Raw genomic sequence first — 15578 nt, forward strand, 5'->3', positions numbered from 1 at the left:
ATGGCGGGGTCGAGGTCAGCGGGGAAGGCGAGTTTGAAGTTCCACCCTCGGCTCGGACACTCTCCGTCTACGCCGCGAGGGTGTGGCCTTGCTGGTGCCGCTGGCGGATTTCGGGTGGCGTGGGGTAGACCCACTCGGGGTGCCTGCGGAGACGCCTGCGGTTATGGAAGGTCTCGATGAACGCGAAGACCTCCGCGCGGGCGGTGGCGCGGTCCGGCCAGACCCGGGTGCCGATCTCCTCCTTCAGTACGGCGAAGAAGCTCTCGGCAGCGGCGTTATCGTAACAGGAGCCGACTCGCCCCATCGACTGCCTCATGTCCAACTTGCTTATCCCGGTTCGGGATTCACTCGACGTATATTCGCTGCCGCGGTCCGTGTGGAAGACGCAGCCGCGCTCCAGGCCGCCTCGGCCGGCGGCCATCCGCAGCGCGGCCACCGGCAGCTCGGCGCGGTGGTGGTCGGCCATCGCGTAGCCGACGACCTCGCGGGTGGCAGGGTCGATCGCGGTGGCCGGGTAGAGCCAGCCCTCCTCGGCCGGCAGGAAGGTCATGTCGCCGACCAGTCGCACTCCGGGACGGGGCGCGGTGAAGTCGCGCCCTATCGGGTCCGGGGCGAAGACGGGCTTGCGGGCCTGGCGGGTCAGGCAGCGGCGCCGGCGACGGGTGATACCCGTGATCCCGCGCTCGCGCATGATCCGCTCCACCTTCTCCCGGTTGACCGCTCGGCCCTGGCGCCGTAGTTTCGCGTGGACGCGCGGGACGCCGTAGGCGCCCTTGGACGACAGGTGGATCACCGCGATCTCGGCGGCGAGCAGGTCCTCGGCCCGCTGGCGGGCGCGACGGGCCTGCTCGCCGGCCCGCCAGTCGTAGAACGAGGACCGGGCGATGCCCAGGACACGGCAGATAACTACTGCCTGATTTGATGTTGCTCTCGTGATCAGTGATCGCGTTCTGGAGGGCCTCGATCGTGCGGGGTGGGTGGGTCCGCCGGGGATGGGCGAGGGCTGCGGCGATGTCCGGGGTGGCGAAGGCGAGCAGTGGCCTGGTGCGGTGTGCGTGGTAGTTCAGGCTCGTGGGTACTCGGCCGAGCAGTTGGGCGGCAAGGGTCAAGGTGACTGTGTTGCGGTGGTGCAGGACAGCGACCAGCACGCGGTGGCGGTGGTTGAGGAAGCCGACCCCGGGGTTGTATCCGCGCCGGTTGATGCCCTTCCTCTTCTCGCGCTCGGCCTCGGCCAGGACCCGGCGGAAGGGCTCGAGTTCCTCCACGAGCCGGTCGAACTGCTCGCGGGACATGCCGGTCAGGGCCGGATGCGTGAGCAGGAAGGTGGCCTCGGCCGGGATCGAGGGTGCCTTCGCCTGCTCCGGCTCGACTGGCGGTGCCTGTTGGGGATCGTGTGGGGCAAGGGTGTAGTTCCACTCCCCGTGGAAGTCGTCGTGTTCGACACGCTGCAGGATCGCCGTGCGCTCGGCTTTGGTGAGCGTCTGACCGGTGGGGTAGGCGTTCTCATCGAGGACGGCCTGGACGGTCAGCCCGGTGCTGGTGTGGGTGGCCGAGATGGTCTGCAGCAGCACTTCGTAGCTGGTCAGCGGCTGACCGCGCAGGCTGTGGGTGATCCGGGAGAACAGCCGGTGTTCGACCTTGTTCCATTTCGAAGTCGCCGGCGGAAAGTGCATGACCGTGACGCTCAGCCCGCACTCGTCGGCGAAGGCTGCCAGATCTGTCTTGAACAGGTGGGAGTCCGCCGAGTTCGTTCCTCCGGAGTCGGCGGTGACCAGCAGGCGGGTGGCGCCGGGGTAGTCGAGGCGCCCCTGGCGATTCCACCAGCGGCGCAGGGACTCCACCGCGAAGGCCGCGGTGTTGCGGTCGGTGCCCACGTTGACCCAGCCGGTGTCACGTCCCAGGTCGTAGACGCCGTAGGGAATGGCGATCGGGGTGTCCGGGTCCAGGAAGTCGTGGTCCGGGGCGGTGATCGGCCGGCCCTTGGGGCGGTAGGTGCGGCCCGCCCGGGCGAAGTCGCCGATCGGCTCCTTCTTCTTCGCGTCCACGCTCACCACCGGCAAGCCCTGAGTCAGGAACTCCTCGACCCTGGTGTTGATGTGCCGGAACTGGGCGTCACGGTCAGGGACTTGGCTCCCAGCACGAGTCTTGACCATGCCCTGGAGGCTGAAGCCCATCGAGCGCAGCAGCTTGCCCACGGCCGTGGCGCTGATCGGATGGCCTGCAGTGGTCAACTCCCGTGCCAGGTCACGCAACGAGGCTGTGGTCCAGCGCAGTGGGGAGACCGGGTCGCCGATCTCCTGCGGCTCGATCAGGGCCTCGAGTGCCGGCACCAGGCCAGGGTCACGTTCGGCGGCTGGCCTGCGTCCGCCGCCGGGGCGGCGAACCCGTCCCAGCACCGGCGCACCGTCGGCGAGCTCGTCGCGTCCCCGCGCAATGGCCGACTCGGACACTTCTGCCAGCCTGGCCACCGCCGCGACTCCGCCATGGCCCAGCGCCTCGGCCTCGGAAGCCAGATACAAGCGGCGCTGCCGCTCGTCCAGGTGCGGCAGCATCGCCGCCAACTTCGCGTCCAGTGCTGCCAGAGTTACTTCCGTCATCCCCACGGAATCCATCTACCACGTCACAGGCCGGAGCAGGGCCGAATCAGGCAGTAGTTAGTTGACGGCTCCTCACCGTGTCGTCTCGGCCGCGAAATAGGCGGCTGCCTTGCGCAGGATCTCGATCGTCCTCTGCTGCTCGACCGTCTGCCGCCGCAGCCGGGTGAGCTCCTCGCGCTCGGCACTGGTCAGCTCGCCCGGCCGGCCCTCGCCACGGTCGGTGCGGTCCTGCTTGACCCAGCCCCGCGGTCCCTCCGGGCTGACCCCCAGCTCACGGGCGATCTCGGTGACGTTCCGGTGCGGAGAGGACCGGACGAGCGCGACCGCGTCCCGCTTGAACTCCGCCGTGTACCGCTTACTCATGTTGCTGTTGGTTCCCACCTGAAACTGCTTCCTCCGGGCTCACATGTCCCAGTGTCCAGGTGTCCGAGCCGAGGGTGGAACTTCACAGATGATCTTCCGGGTCTTTTCGGACACGGCCGTGGACAGCACCCTGCCAGAGGAGTGGTGCCCAGCGGGTGCGAATGCGTTGGTTCGGCCAGAAGGCCTGTCGGTCGGATGCGGTCGTGCAGCCAGCCGTTCCCACTGGATCTCGGCAACTGCAACCAAAACTGCAACCACGGAACGACGAAGGGCCCGACCGCAGTGCGGTCGGGCCCTTCGTTTGCCCTGGCGGGCGAAGGCGGAGGATACGAGATTCGAACTCGTGAGGGGTTGCCCCCAACACGCTTTCCAATTCTCCCGAACCCCGTCCGCTGGGGTTCACTCCCGTCCTGAACGGCGGCGGAGTGAGCCGTTGGGTGGTGGCCGTACCGGGTTGGACGGCGCTGAATGAGACCAAAACTGAGACCACGTTGCCTGGCACCTACGGCCGGATCACCCGTCTTGCTCAGGGTCAGCTATCCGTGTCCTTGGGGTGCCGAGGCGAGGCGTAGACGAGATGGACGATCCGCCCCGGCTCGTCGACGAGGTAGCGCACGCGCCCGCCGGCAGTCACCTCGTACTCCCACTGGGGTAGCTCGTCCCCGCCGAGAACGCGCGTCGCCAGGCGGCCTCGGAGCCGGTGCTGTCGATCGGGGTCACGCGTGGACAGGGGGGCAGTGCGGAGGGCTTCGAAACAACGACGAGTGTTCCCCGGCGCCTCCGTGCAGAGGTCGCCCCACCCCTTGGCAGCTTCGTTGGTGGCGAATCGCAGCCGCCACTCGTCACCGATCGGTGGTGGCGGGACGTCGTCTCCGCGCTTGGGGCTCACGGGACGGGTACCTCGCCGTGGTCATCGCCGGGGAGCGGCCCGGTGAGCTGGGCGCCCAGCGTGGGGTCAGCCAGGATCCTGGCGGTGGCCCGCCACTCGACGATCACGCGGTGAAGATTGGCGTGGACGTCCAGTTCCACCACGTCGCGGGTGGCGTTCATGAGGTCGACGACGAACTCGCGCACCTCCTCGGCCGACAAGTGCCGGGTCCACGGGAAGACCTCGGGGAGGGCGAGGAGGACCGCGCGAGCACCCTCGTCGCTGGTGATCAGGGCCGCGAAAAGCCGCGCGGTGACGTCAGCGGTCTCCTCGCGCTCGCGGTCGTGACGTTCGGTGGTCAGGTACAGGTCCTCGCCGTCACGACGAGTGACGTGGACGCGCTGCGCTTGCTCGACGGTGTCCGCGACACGCTTCGAGTTCTTCGAGAGATCGGAGAACGACACGGTGAGAGTGGACATGTGGCCATGCTACTTCGGAACACGTTCCGAAGTCAATTGAAAGGACTGCGCCCCGGAGGCCGGAGCCCGGGGCGGCCGATCGGGCTGGAGGTCCTGCGTGGGGTCGCATTGACGTGGGGTCGCATTGAACGGGGGTGGACGCCGGGGCGATGCCTCCGCTCTCCAGTCGGAATTACGGAGAGTGTCGACGCTTCTCGCAACCTTCGGGGATGCCGACTTCCGGAGGACTCCCGAAGGCTTCTCGCGGCGCGTCCTCCCTGTAAGTGTGAAGTTCACGGCTTGCTTCTTGTGTCGGTCGACTGCGGGGGTGCGTTCGCGGCCAGTCCATAAAGATGCAGCTCAACCTCACTCTTCTTATCGGCGGCCTGCACTTCCCTTGCAGGCTGCTGCAGTGGGGAGTCTTGCGCACTTCAGTGCGCATTTGGTGGCCTGATGGTCGGTCATCTAGCTTTACTCCACAGGGCAGCCGACCGATGACGGGGAGAGTGACTGCGTTGAGTGACAAGAGTAGTGACGGGAGACTCGTCTCCCGAGCCAAGATCGCAGAGCTGGCCGGTGTCGGGGCCTCTGCGGTCACGAACTGGCAGAACCGCTATCCGGACTTTCCGCAGGAGCTGAGGGTCGGCCACAAGCGACTGTTCCGGCTCGCTGACATCGTGCGATGGCTTGACGCCCGGTCTGTGCCCAAGTCGGCACGGAGGGAGGAGGAGCCCTCAGGGGTTACCTACGGTGACAGGGTCCGAGCCTTGTCCGGGCAGTCCGAGGGAGTTCCCGTGGCTGGACAGGCCGCTGGGTTCGCCGTGCCTTCACCGGGTGCCGAGCAGCAGCGGTCGCGGTCCCGGCGGGTTCTGGCGGAGTTGCTGAAGCCTCAGATGGTGGAAATGTGGGGCGCGCCGTCGCTGACGGCTTATCTGCCCTTGCCGATGTGCCTGATCTTTCTGAGGTGGGGAGCGCACAAGGACTGGGCGGCCCTGGAGGACCGGGTCGACGCACACCTGGCGCTGACACCCAAGGGCTTCCTCAGCGAGGTGGGGGAGCGAACCGATCGCTTGCTGAAGGGCTGTGGGGTGGCGCCGGCCATGCGGTTTGCGCTGCAGGGTCTTGAGCCCCTACCCGCAGCTGAAGTACCGCAGTTGATGGCCTCGGTGGCTGGACTCGACCGGGATGCCTTCCGGGATCTGCTCGATGCGCATGCCGACATCATGCGTATGGACAGTCGTAGCGCCTTCACACCTAGAACGGTGGTGGCCCTGCTGAGCGAGCTGGTTGCCCCGGAGGGTGTGTCGGGCCGGATCCACGATCCCTATCCGCGTGGCGGTGAACTGCTGTCGGCCATGGTGGCGGCCAGCGGCGATGGTTCGGTGCCGGCGGTGACGGCCGGAAAGCCGGACGAGGCGACGCTGCGCCTGACCGCGATGAATTTGATGCTCCACGGTGTGACTCCACGGGTGGGCACCCATGACATCGCACCATGGCCCGAGCCGGCGGAGCGACGGCAGGAACCGGTGGACCTGGTTCTGGCCAATCCGCCGTTCAACGCCGAATCGGGCCGGGTCGCGGCCGGAGGCTGGCGATATGGGCCCCCGCCGCCGTCCAACGCCAACTTCGCCTGGATCCAGCACATCCTCTCCACCCTCGGGCCCGGCGGACGAGCTGCGGTGATCATGGCGGACAACGCTGCCGTATCCGACCAGCCGAGGGAGCGGGCGATCCGGCAGGCCTTGGTCGAGGACGGGGTCGTCGACGGCATCCTCGCCCTTCCCCCGCATCTCTTCACCGGTACCGCGGTGTCGGCCTGCATCTGGTTCCTGTCGGCACCGTCGCAGCGTACCGAGGTGCACTTCATCAATGCCCGCGAGTTGGGTGAGTTGGTCACTCGGACCCGCCGAGAGCTGAGCACCGATGATGTACGGCTCCTGGGGCAGATCCACCGATCGCTGCGTGACGGGAACCCGATGCCCGACGAAGCGCGTGCGCTCGGTCGATCGGTCTCCGTGGAGGAGATCGAGGAGCGTGGTTACTCGCTGAGCCCTGTCGACTACGTCAGCCTCGGTGCGTACGTAGCGGCGACACCCGCGCAGGTGGAATCCGCCCGTCGGAAACTCGACGATGCCTTGGATCTGGCGGGATCCCTGGACGAGGAAGCGCGGTGGTCCTGGGAGCGGGCAGCGCCCGGCCGCAGTCCGGAACCCAGTGCGGGTGGCCGACGGAACGTGCTCCTGCAGGATCTGTGCAAGGTGCAGCCCGGACCGTCACCCTCCTTGCTGAACCCCGGGATGTACTCCGAGGACGGCCCTGTTCGTGTGGTGCTGCCCAAGCACCTGCGAAACCGGCGGATCCAAGGCAGCGAGGACACCAGGATCTCGGCACGCGACGCGCAGCAGCTCGAACGGTTCCTGTTGAGCGAGGGCGACATCCTTTGCACGCGTACCGGGACGGTCGGACCCGTGGCATTGGTGGGAGCGGAGGGCGCCGGCAGCCTCTACAACGGAAATCTCCTTCGGCTGCACGGCTTCGAGCCCGGCGTGGACCCGCGTTTCGTTCTGGCATACCTCTCCCTTCCGGGAACCCAGGCGTGGATCAAGGACCGGGCGGCGATGTCGACCGTTGACTCGATCAAGACCAGCGCGATGAGGCAGCTCCCGGTATCGCTGCCGCCGTACGAGGAGCAGCACCGCATCGGAGAGCTTCTGCGCGTGCTCGACGACCAGGTCGCAGCCCACGAGCAGGTGGCTGCCGCAGCCGATGCCGCCAGGGGCGAGCTCTCAACGCTCTTGATGGACATCGCGGCGATGCCGACCGCCCACCAGCCCGATGCCGGACTCGTCCCTTACACCGACCACACCACAGAAGAGGAAGCCGAAGATGAGTAGCCTGCCCGTCGTCACGCGAGTTCCGTGGCTGCTTGTCTCCGCGCTTGCCTCCGTGATCATCGCCTTGCTGGCCTTCATGCTGAAGCGGAGCGCCGGCACGGATCGGCACAGTGCTGTCATCACCGCTGGCGCGGCCTTCGCCAGCTGCATGCTGCTCTGCCTCGCGGTCCTCTCCGCCGCCGTGAGCGGTTGAACCGGACACCGGAAACGACGAAGGCCCGGACCGTCGAAACGGTCCGGGCCTTCTGCCGGCGGAGGATACGAGATTCGAACTCGTGAGGGATTGCTCCCAACACGCTTTCCAAGTCTCCTCAGCACTGTCCGTCAGTGTTCATACCCGTCCTGACCTGCGGCGGAGCCAACCGCTGGGCGGGGGTTGAACCCGGCTGGACGGGGGTGAATGAGACCAAAACTGAGACCACGGCTGAGTGCGCTGGTTCAGTAGCGGCGGATCGGTAGCTCCTCAATGGGGTCTTGGATGCGGGCGGCACACCAGCGCTCTCCCGCAAGCAGGGTCGACGGTGCGGAGCCGTGGTCAGGCCGCATTCGAACGAGACGGATGGACAGCCACTGTGAGGGGCCCAGGGCCGGGAGTTGGAGATCGCTGATCAGCTGATGATCATGGCGAGTTAGAACCAGAATGCCCTCGGAGACGAGTCGTTCGCGGCTCTCACGGGCGCGGCGCTCTCCATGAATAGCAGAGCGGGCAAGGGCGACAACGGTTTGTCGGTCGATCGGGCGCCCCTGGACGGAGCGGAACAGGTTATCCACCCGGACCATGGCGCTCTTATGGGAAGTGATGTTCTCCAGGGTGGCAGCTGGTAGGTCAGCCAATACGCTGATCGGCAGCTCGACCTTGCGGTGCAGCCAGCGCACAGCCGACACTCCTGCGGCACTTAGGTGACGCTTGCCGTCGCGGTTGCCATAAGAGCCCAGGTGCTCAGGAGCCGCCCGCACGATCCCCATGTTCCAGTGGTGATCTTCTTCGTCCATTTCGACCAAGAGACAGATCTGGTTTATCGCGCTTGCCGGGATACCCCACCCCTTGAGTGTGCTGAAGCGGTAGCGGACTTGGACGCCTGCGATGAGGAAGTCGGTGGGGTGGCCGTCTGGGAAGCCGAATTCGTTCTGAATCAGGTTGGCGGTGATGGCGTGCAGAGAGGATCGCTCCAAAGCGGAGATCTGGCCGAGATGGAAGCGGCCGGTGCGGGGCCCGTCGATCACTCTGTCCATGGCTTCTACCAAGATGGCGGCCATCCGTAGGCCAGCAGGGTCCTGGCGCTCCAACTCGAGGATCACTGCATGGAAATCGGTGTCCTCGTTGGCCGTAGTAGAGCCAGTGAAGGTGGCGAAGTTCGAGGAAGGTTTCGGGCCCTGCGTCCTACGCTCCAGCTCTTCCCACTCTTCATCCTCTGCTTCCTCGGCAGCCTCCAGCTGGCGCTCCAATGCGGCGCATCGTTCCTCGGCGGTCGCCGCACGGCGCTCGGCCTCAACGAGTTCGTGCCTCAGCTTGTCGAGCAAGCTCTGGAGGCGGTCGCGCTCGGAGCGCAAGCCCTCATAGTTGGTTGACCAGACCGCGAGTTCAGCCCGCTGGGTAAGGCGGTCGGCTGCCGCTGACCGCTCGATAGCCTGGATTTGGGCCTCTTGGTCGTCGAGCTGTGAGTGTGCGGCCTTGAGCATGTCGCGAAGGAGGCGTGTCTCCTGCTGGAGTAGTCCGCTGTGCCGCTCTGCCTCAGCGAGCTCGTCTCGGAGCTCCTGGATATCGGCGCTTGTGGGACTTGCAGCGCGTAGGGCCTCGCGTTGCAGTCGGTGGACCAAAGCGCGAGCGTCAACTGTCAGCTCAACGCCGAGATGACGATCACCGTCGAGGATCAGCCTCTCGACAAACTCGGCTGGTGGGACCAGGACACCGCTGAGGTATCGAGAGACCGTGGAGCGGTCCCAGTTGACGCGTCTCGCGTAGGCACTGAGGGAGGTGCCGACTCTCTGCGCGAGAGCGCGGAGCTCGATCGCGAGCGCGTAGCTCTCTGGGCTGACACTGGTGGGGTCAACGTCCTTCTGAAAGATCATTGTGCGCGCGCCGCGCGGCTGCGGCAGCCACTCGCCCTCGGAGAGATCGATCTCCGCCCCGTCTTGGTTCGCCATCTGCTCCCTCACCCCTCGTTGAGTCGCACCGTTGCAGGAAGCCCGCAACGGTGTGCGTGTGCCGCAACACGCTTCCATTCGCAAGGATCGAAACGGCAGACCGCCTGCGAATCACCGGAGGGAAAACTCTATGCCGCGACACCAGCCGCCCAAGCAGCCCCTGGTCCGCACCGCAATTGGAGTGGGGGCTATTGGGACGGCAAGCGTAGCCGCGCTGGCTGGGGCGCCGTGGTGGGCGATACTCGCAGGTGAGGCCGTGGCCGCCTCGTTGGGGGCTCTTCATGCGGTGTTTCCGCAGGAATCGGCAGACCGGTTGGAGTGGTGGCGGCTGCGGTGGTCGCACACGTCCGAGGCGCACGAATCCCGATGCGATGCCGTCCCTGGAGAAGCCGTCCCACGCTTCGGGCGTCCTGGCCTCCGGAGGTACGAGCCGGTGGCCAGGCGCGGCGGAGGCAAGGTCGAATGAGGTGGCTCCTTACACCCAGGCGCCGACCAATGTCGGCTCGGGCCGGAGCTTGATCCCGGTTGCGATCTCGACCTGAGCCGAGAGTTCGGTGAGGGCCTGGGTGAAGCCCGCTGCGGTCGCTCCGTCGTGGGCGGTGAGGGTGAGGGTGCGGCGTTCCGAGCATCGGACGCCGTCGGTGATCTTCTGGCCAGGTCGGTAGCCGACGTGTTCGAGGAGCCATCCGGCGCTGGCCCGCAGCTGGCCGTCGCTGTCGGTGCGGACGGGGCAGCCCGCCGCCGACCAGCGGGCGGCCTGGGTGGCGGTGACGAGCGGGTTGAGGAACACGGAGCCGGCCTGGCGGGCGTCGGGGCCGTGGAGGTCGAGGAGGAGGCCGCGGCGGTGCCGGTTGGCGAGGACGGCGGCGGTGACCTCGCTGACCGGCAGCCTGGCCCCGGGCTGGACGCCGAGTTCCTCGGCGAGCGGCTGGTAGGAGATGGGCGCGGCCGGGGAGCGGGTCAGGCGGAAGGTGACGGTGAGGATGGTCCAGCGGCCTGGGTCGTGTTTGAAGCGGCTGTCGCGGTGGTGGAGTTGGCACGCCTGGGCGGGCAGGGTCCGCAGCCGGCCCATGTCCCAGTCCCAGGCGGTCAGGTGGTCCAGAGTGTCGCCGACCTGCTGGCCGTAGGCACCGGCGTTCTGGACCGGGGCGGCACCAACGGTGCCGGGTATGCCTGCCATGCACTCGATCCCGGACAGGTGTTCGGCGGCGGCCCAGGCGGTGAGGTCGATGAGCGGGTGGCCGGCCAGCACGGTCACCAGGACCGTGTTGTCGTCCTGCCGCTTCGCGGTGATGCCCCGGGTGTTCATAACGGCGACGGTGCCCGTGTGCCCGGTGTCGGACGCGATGACGTTGCTCCCGTGGCCCAGGGTGAGGGGGCTGCCCTCCTCCCGGCGGCCGACGGTGTGCACCAGCTCTCCTGCCAGTCGTCGGGGTCGGAGACGTACAGCGGCGCGTCGAACGGGCCGCCGAGCCGCAGGGTGGTGAGGGAAGCGAGCGTGAGGTGGGGCACGGGGCCTCCTACGGTTCGTCGGTGATCGCCTTCAGGGCGAGGGCTCGCAGCGGGGCCAGGCGGGTGCGGTTGTCCTGGTGGTGGTAGACGGCGTTGGTGCAGATGGCCAGGTACCGGCCGGTGACCGGGGACAGGTAGAGGCTCGTGCCGGTGAAGCCGTGGTGGTAGGCCACCCGGCCTTCGTCGGCGAGGATCCAGGCCAGGCCCCGGTCGAGGCCGGGTTTGATCCCGGCGAGCGGCTGGAGGCTGTCGGCCAGCCAGCGGCCCAGGTCGCCACCGTTCGCGTACGAGGACAGCAGCGCGGTGGCGAAGGTGGCGAGGTCGGCCGGGGTGGTGAACACTCCGGCGTGGCCGGCGACTCCGCCGAGCGGGGCGGCGTTGTCGTCGTGCGGCAGGCCCCAGAGGCGGGGACCGCCCGGCAGCCGTTGCTCGGTCGGCGCGACCCGCGCGGAGCGGGTGAGGGGACCGTAGGCGGTGGCGGTCATTCCGAGGCTCTGCCACAGGTCGGCCGCCAGCTCGTCCAGACGGCGGTCCCGGGTGTGGGCGAGGACCAGGCCGAGGAGGATGAAACCGCGGTTGATGTACCGGTGACCGGCTCCGGGCTCGACGATCAGGTCCTCGCCGCAGATCAGTTCGGCCAGTGGCTCGCTGCGGCCCCGGTACCGGTCGAGGCGGGTGTCGGCGCGCAGGCCGGAGGTGTGGGAGAGGATCTGGCGAACCGTGACCCGGCCGCCGGGTGCCTCGGCCGGGACGTCGGGCAGCAGCTCGCGGACCGGGGTGTCCAGGGTGAAGGACTCGTTGAGGGAGGTGCCGACCAGCGGCCAGGTGGCCAGCACCTTCGTCAGCGACGCTACGTCGTACACCGTGTCCGGCCCCGGCCGGGCATCGCCGCACTCGGGGGCGACGATGCCGGAGGCCAGGAAACCAGGCTCGGCGTCGAAGGCGCCGTGGGTGATGACGCCGCCGGGGACGGTGCCGTCGGCGGTCATCAGGTCCAGGCACGCGCGCAGGTCTGCGAGTGCGTTCGGGCTCCACGGCGCGGTGAGGGTCACGGCTACTCCTGGTTGATCGTCAGGTCGGCACCGAGCGCCGCCAACTTCGGCAGCAGGCTGCCGTATCCGCGCCGCAGGTGGTACATCCCTCGGATCGTAGAGGTGCCCTCGGCCGCCAGGGCGGCGACCACGAGGGCGGTCGCCGCTCGGATGTCCTCGCCGGCCACGTCGGCGGCGGCGAGCGCGGACCGGCCCCGGACGGTGATCATCGAGCCGCTTGCGTTGACGGTGGCGCCGAACGCGGTGAGGGCGGACACGTGGGTGTCGCGCCGGGTGTAGATCCGCTCCTCGATCCGGGAGGCACCCTCGGCCTGGGGGAGGAAGGCGGTCAGCTGGGGCTGCACGTCGGTCGGGAAGCCGGGGTGCGGGCCGGTGGCCATCTGCACCGGCCTCGGGCCGGCCGGGGTGCTGACGGTGGTCCCGCCGTCCACCGGGTCGAGTCGGATGCCGGCGTCGGCGAACACCGACACCAGGCCGTCCGGGAAGGCGGCGGAGGGGAAGCCATCCAGGTGTACGGTGCCGCCGGTGATGGCGGCGGCCAGGGCCAGTGTCGCGGCCTCCAGCCGGTCCGGAGGGACGGTGAACACCCCGCCCCGGATGCGGTCGGTGCCGGTGATGTTGAGGGTGTTCCTGCCCCGCCACTCGATGCCGACGCCGGCCTGGGAGAGCAGGGCGGCGGTGTGGGTGACCTCGGGTTCGACGCTGGGGTTGAGGATCGCCGAGGTCCCGGGGGTGCGGGCGGCCAGAAGCATCGCCGTGACCGTCGCCCCGAGGCTCGGGCCCCAGGCACGGGTCTCGGTGTCGGTGACGAACGGCAGCCGCTTGCCGGTGAAGCGGGCCCGTACCCGGCCCCGGTCCACCTCCACCTCGGCCCCGGCAGCCGCCATCGCGGCCAGGTGCCGGTCGATGTACCGCGCGCAGAAGGCGTCTCCACCGGGCAGCGGGAAGGTGGCCTTCCCCGCGCGGGCCAGCAGGGCGCCGGCCATCACGGCGGTGGTGCGGATGCGCCTGCCGAGGTCGTCCGGGACGACGGGGAAGTAGGAGTCGGCCGGGCGCGTGGTGAACTCGGAGCCGACCACGGCGGTGCGGGTGCCGGTGCGGTGCAGGATGTCGGCGACCACGCCGGTGTCGAGGATCTCGGGGGCGCCGACGAGGGTCAGCGGGTCGTCGGCCAGGATCGCGGCGGCGTACAGGTGCAGGGCGATGTTCTTGCTGCCCTGCACGGTGGCCGTGCCGGTCAGGGGCCGGCCGCCGGTGATGTACACGGCGCGCTCGTCGGTCGTCGCGGGGGTGTCGGTGGTGGGCATGGCTACCTTCCCTGGCTTCCGGCGGGGAAGAAGCCCCCGACCTGGGTCTTGGGGTAGAGCAGGGTGTGCGCGCCGATCAGCGTGGCGGGTTGCAGGACCGTGCCCGCAGGGACGATCACGCCGTCACCGACCACGGCGCCGAACTTGGTCTGGCCGGTGGCGATCCGGTGGCCGTCGAGGTGGGCGCACACCTCCTCGGTGGCCGGCTCGGTGACCGGGCCGGTGGTCACCCGAAGGCCGGTGGTGGACACGAACGCGCCGATGTTGACGTCCAGGCCGAGCACGGAGTCGCCGACGAAGCTGGTGTGCTTCATGAAGACCCCGCCGGTCAGCAGCGAGCGGGTGACCTCGGCGCCGAAACCGATCCGGCAGCCGGGGCCGATGACCGTGTTGTCGCGCACGCGGGCGCCAGCTTCGATGACTGCGCCGGGGCAGACCAGGGCGGGGCCGGTGACGAACGCGCCCTCGGCGATGACGGCCCCGGCCGCCACGACCACGTTGCCCCGGACCGTCGCGCCGGGCTCGACGGTTCCGGCGGGCTCCGGGAGCGCGATGCCGAGGTGTCCGGCCAGCAGGTCGACCATGGCCTTCTTGAGGCCGAACACGGTCGGGCAGCAGTTCAGCAGGTGCAGGACCACCGGGTCGGTGACCTGTTCGGTGTCGATGTAGTACGCGGGCGTGGTGCGGTAGTCGATGCGCTCCAGCTCGGTGTCGATCCGGGGCGCGTCGGTCAGCCGGTGCATGGCCGGTTCTCCTCTCGGGCGAGGGAGGGGAAGACGTGCGGGGGTTGTGGTGACGACCTCTGGGCCTACGAGACGGACAGGTCCGGGGCGGTGGCCGCTACCTGGGGGCGGGCCTCGGCCTAGTGGTCGACCGCGTGGCCGAGCAGCACGAGCACGGGCAGGTGCAGGGTGGCCCATGACACGGTCAGGAAGGTGCCGAGACGGTCCCGGTCCGGTGCGGCGTGCCGGGGTCCGCTGGACTGCATGGCGGTGCTGTGCGTTGGCACGGGAGGGCCTTCGGCAGCAGAGGGAGGGGTGGACGTTCCCCAGTGAACTGCCGGGCGGGATGCCGGATCCGTAGCCGGGCTACGGGCCGTAGTCCGGCTACGGGTCAGATGATCTGCACGCCCGCGCGGGCGGCGAACTCCCGGACGCCGGGAAGCTTGCGGTCGTGCCGTAGCAGGCCTGTTGCGAGGTCGCGCACGGCGCCCCTGCGGACCTCTTGCGGAGCGGCCTCCTCGGCGGCGAGCAGGGCCCGGTAGCACTGCTCGGGCTTGCCCCACTGGTCGAACGCGCGGGCCACGTCGGTGAAGAATCGAGCCTGCCGCTCGGCAGTCGGCAGCGCGGCGGGGTCGATGGTGGCGGCCATTTCGATGGCGCGGCCGGCGTCGCCGAGCTCGTAGTTCATCGACAGCTCGTGCAGGGCGACGCCCTGGACGCCGTCCAGCAGGCCGGAGGACCGGCTCCCTGCGGCGGCGCTGTCGGCGGCCTCCCGGATCAGGGCGTGTGCGTAGGAACGGTCGCCGGACTTCGCAGCGGTGTAGGCGGCGGTGGCGTACAGGTCTCCGCGGGTGGCCAGCCGGGCGGTCTCGGAGACGGAAGCATCGGCGAGGAGGTCTTCGGCCGCGACCACCACGATGTCGGTGGCGCGAGCCAGGCTGCCCTGGCGGCGCCAGGAACTGGAGACCATACGCTGGGCCTCCGCAATGATCAGTGGGTCCCCACCTAGCCGGGCGGCGGTCAGCGCGCGGTCCGCGGTGATCGCCACCAGGTTGTTGGTGCCGACCTTGATGCACAGCCGGACGGCGATGTTGTAGAGCCGGGCGACGTTGCGGGCACGCTCCTCCGCCGAGCCGACCATTTCGGCGGTGGCGATCCGACCAGGCAGGGCGCGGGCCAGGAGGTCGTACTGGGCAGCCTTGAACTCCCGGCGTGACATGACCAGTGAAGTGGCGACCGTCGCCTGGGACGGCTCGCGGCGGGGAGACGGGATCCGGCCGGCCCCGTACAGGAGAAGGTCTTCCAGATCGGCCAGCGAGGCCTTCTCCTCGGCGTGCGCGGCCTGCTGGCCGACGGCCAGGGCGAAGAGGGCGGCAGCCGCCAGGGTCAGGAACGGGCGGCGTCGCACATCGTCCTCCTCGGCAGCGGAAGTGCTCGTCAGCGTAACGGAGGCAGGCTTTCGAGGACGGAACCTCGCTCGCTCGGCGGCCGGCTGCGGTAACGCGATCAGCTGCGCGAGGTCGACACCCAGGACCTCGGCGAAGCGTTGCAGGAGCGTCAAGTCCTTGACCTGCTGCATGTCCCGCTCGACCAGGGACATCCAGTCCTCGCTGCGGCAGACCTCAGCGGCCAGCCGGAGCTGGGTCCACCCCAGAACCGA

Annotated in this window: 12 protein-coding genes, 1 tRNA gene and 1 pseudogene; 2 read left to right on the forward strand and 12 right to left on the reverse strand. The window is 68.9% G+C overall.

Annotation, left to right across the window (positions count from 1 at the left end; translation table 11 throughout):
• Nucleotides 1-67 precede the first annotated feature (67 nt).
• The 5 genes and pseudogenes from ACIQIB_RS25880 to ACIQIB_RS25900 all read right to left on the reverse strand — a co-directional run bounded on the left by ACIQIB_RS25880 (nt 68) and on the right by ACIQIB_RS25900 (nt 4307).
• Nucleotides 68-994, reverse strand: coding sequence for an IS3 family transposase (locus ACIQIB_RS25880; protein ID WP_400760987.1), 927 nt, complete (start codon nt 992-994; stop codon nt 68-70).
• Nucleotides 993-2597: pseudogene (locus tag ACIQIB_RS25885) on the reverse strand (ISAzo13 family transposase); the annotation flags it as partial. The gene ACIQIB_RS25880 and the pseudogene ACIQIB_RS25885, both read right to left, overlap by 2 nt.
• Before the next feature lie 72 nt (nt 2598-2669).
• Entirely contained in the window at nt 2670-2960 is a 291-nt protein-coding gene (locus tag ACIQIB_RS25890) for a transposase (RefSeq protein ID WP_400760946.1), read from the reverse strand.
• 320 nt (nt 2961-3280) lie between these two features.
• Nucleotides 3281-3366, reverse strand: a tRNA-OTHER gene (locus ACIQIB_RS25895).
• Nucleotides 3367-3845: 479 nt separating this feature from the next.
• Nucleotides 3846-4307 carry a prevent-host-death family protein gene (locus ACIQIB_RS25900; RefSeq protein WP_400760947.1) on the reverse strand — a complete coding sequence of 154 codons (462 nt, stop codon included), beginning with the start codon at nt 4305-4307 and terminating at the stop codon, nt 3846-3848.
• Between the two features lie 773 nt (nt 4308-5080).
• On the opposite strand from ACIQIB_RS25900, the gene ACIQIB_RS25905 reads away from it, so the two are divergent.
• On the forward strand, nt 5081-7180 hold the full coding sequence (locus ACIQIB_RS25905; RefSeq protein WP_400760949.1) for an N-6 DNA methylase: 2100 nt from the start codon (nt 5081-5083) through the stop codon (nt 7178-7180).
• A complete protein-coding gene (locus tag ACIQIB_RS25910; protein ID WP_053645724.1) occupies nt 7173-7373 on the forward strand; it encodes a hypothetical protein in 201 nt (66 codons plus the stop codon). Before ACIQIB_RS25905 ends, ACIQIB_RS25910 begins: the two co-directional genes overlap by 8 nt.
• 245 nt (nt 7374-7618) lie before the next feature.
• On the opposite strand, the gene ACIQIB_RS25915 is transcribed toward ACIQIB_RS25910, so the two are convergent.
• The 7 genes from ACIQIB_RS25915 to ACIQIB_RS25945 form a co-directional block, all read right to left on the reverse strand.
• Nucleotides 7619-9325: a NaeI family type II restriction endonuclease gene (locus ACIQIB_RS25915; protein ID WP_400760952.1), complete on the reverse strand. Its 1707-nt coding sequence runs from the start codon at nt 9323-9325 to the stop codon at nt 7619-7621.
• Nucleotides 9326-9800: 475 nt separating this feature from the next.
• On the reverse strand, nt 9801-10736 hold the full coding sequence (locus tag ACIQIB_RS25920; protein ID WP_400760955.1) for a UDP-N-acetylmuramate dehydrogenase: 936 nt from the start codon (nt 10734-10736) through the stop codon (nt 9801-9803).
• 109 nt (nt 10737-10845) lie between these two features.
• Entirely contained in the window at nt 10846-11889 is a 1044-nt protein-coding gene (locus ACIQIB_RS25925) for a serine hydrolase domain-containing protein (protein WP_400760957.1), read from the reverse strand.
• Between the two features lie 2 nt (nt 11890-11891).
• On the reverse strand, nt 11892-13196 hold the full coding sequence (locus tag ACIQIB_RS25930; protein ID WP_400760959.1) for a UDP-N-acetylglucosamine 1-carboxyvinyltransferase: 1305 nt from the start codon (nt 13194-13196) through the stop codon (nt 11892-11894).
• A gap of 2 nt (nt 13197-13198) precedes the next feature.
• Nucleotides 13199-13939: a hypothetical protein gene (locus ACIQIB_RS25935; RefSeq protein WP_400760961.1), complete on the reverse strand. Its 741-nt coding sequence runs from the start codon at nt 13937-13939 to the stop codon at nt 13199-13201.
• A 119-nt stretch (nt 13940-14058) separates the two neighbouring features.
• A complete protein-coding gene (locus ACIQIB_RS25940; protein ID WP_400760963.1) occupies nt 14059-14205 on the reverse strand; it encodes a hypothetical protein in 147 nt (48 codons plus the stop codon).
• 104 nt (nt 14206-14309) lie between these two features.
• On the reverse strand, nt 14310-15518 hold the full coding sequence (locus ACIQIB_RS25945) for an XRE family transcriptional regulator (RefSeq protein WP_400760966.1): 1209 nt from the start codon (nt 15516-15518) through the stop codon (nt 14310-14312).
• Nucleotides 15519-15578: the final 60 nt, after the last annotated feature.

The sequence above is a fragment of the Kitasatospora sp. NPDC092286 genome (genome assembly GCF_044755565.1).
Classification (GTDB): Bacteria; Actinomycetota; Actinomycetes; order Streptomycetales; family Streptomycetaceae; genus Kitasatospora.

Bases quoted from the DNA above. Each gene is read 5' to 3' on its own strand.
- ACIQIB_RS25890 (WP_400760946.1), bottom strand. From the start codon at position 2,960: ATGAGTAAGCGGTACACGGCGGAGTTCAAGCGGGACGCGGTCGCGCTC.
- ACIQIB_RS25915 (WP_400760952.1), bottom strand. From the start codon at position 9,325: ATGGCGAACCAAGACGGGGCGGAGATCGATCTCTCCGAGGGCGAGTGG.
- ACIQIB_RS25930 (WP_400760959.1), bottom strand. From the start codon at position 13,196: ATGCCCACCACCGACACCCCCGCGACGACCGACGAGCGCGCCGTGTAC.
- ACIQIB_RS25910 (WP_053645724.1), top strand. From the start codon at position 7,173: ATGAGTAGCCTGCCCGTCGTCACGCGAGTTCCGTGGCTGCTTGTCTCC.
- ACIQIB_RS25935 (WP_400760961.1), bottom strand. From the start codon at position 13,939: ATGCACCGGCTGACCGACGCGCCCCGGATCGACACCGAGCTGGAGCGC.
- ACIQIB_RS25945 (WP_400760966.1), bottom strand. From the start codon at position 15,518: ATGTCCCTGGTCGAGCGGGACATGCAGCAGGTCAAGGACTTGACGCTC.
- ACIQIB_RS25900 (WP_400760947.1), bottom strand. From the start codon at position 4,307: ATGTCCACTCTCACCGTGTCGTTCTCCGATCTCTCGAAGAACTCGAAG.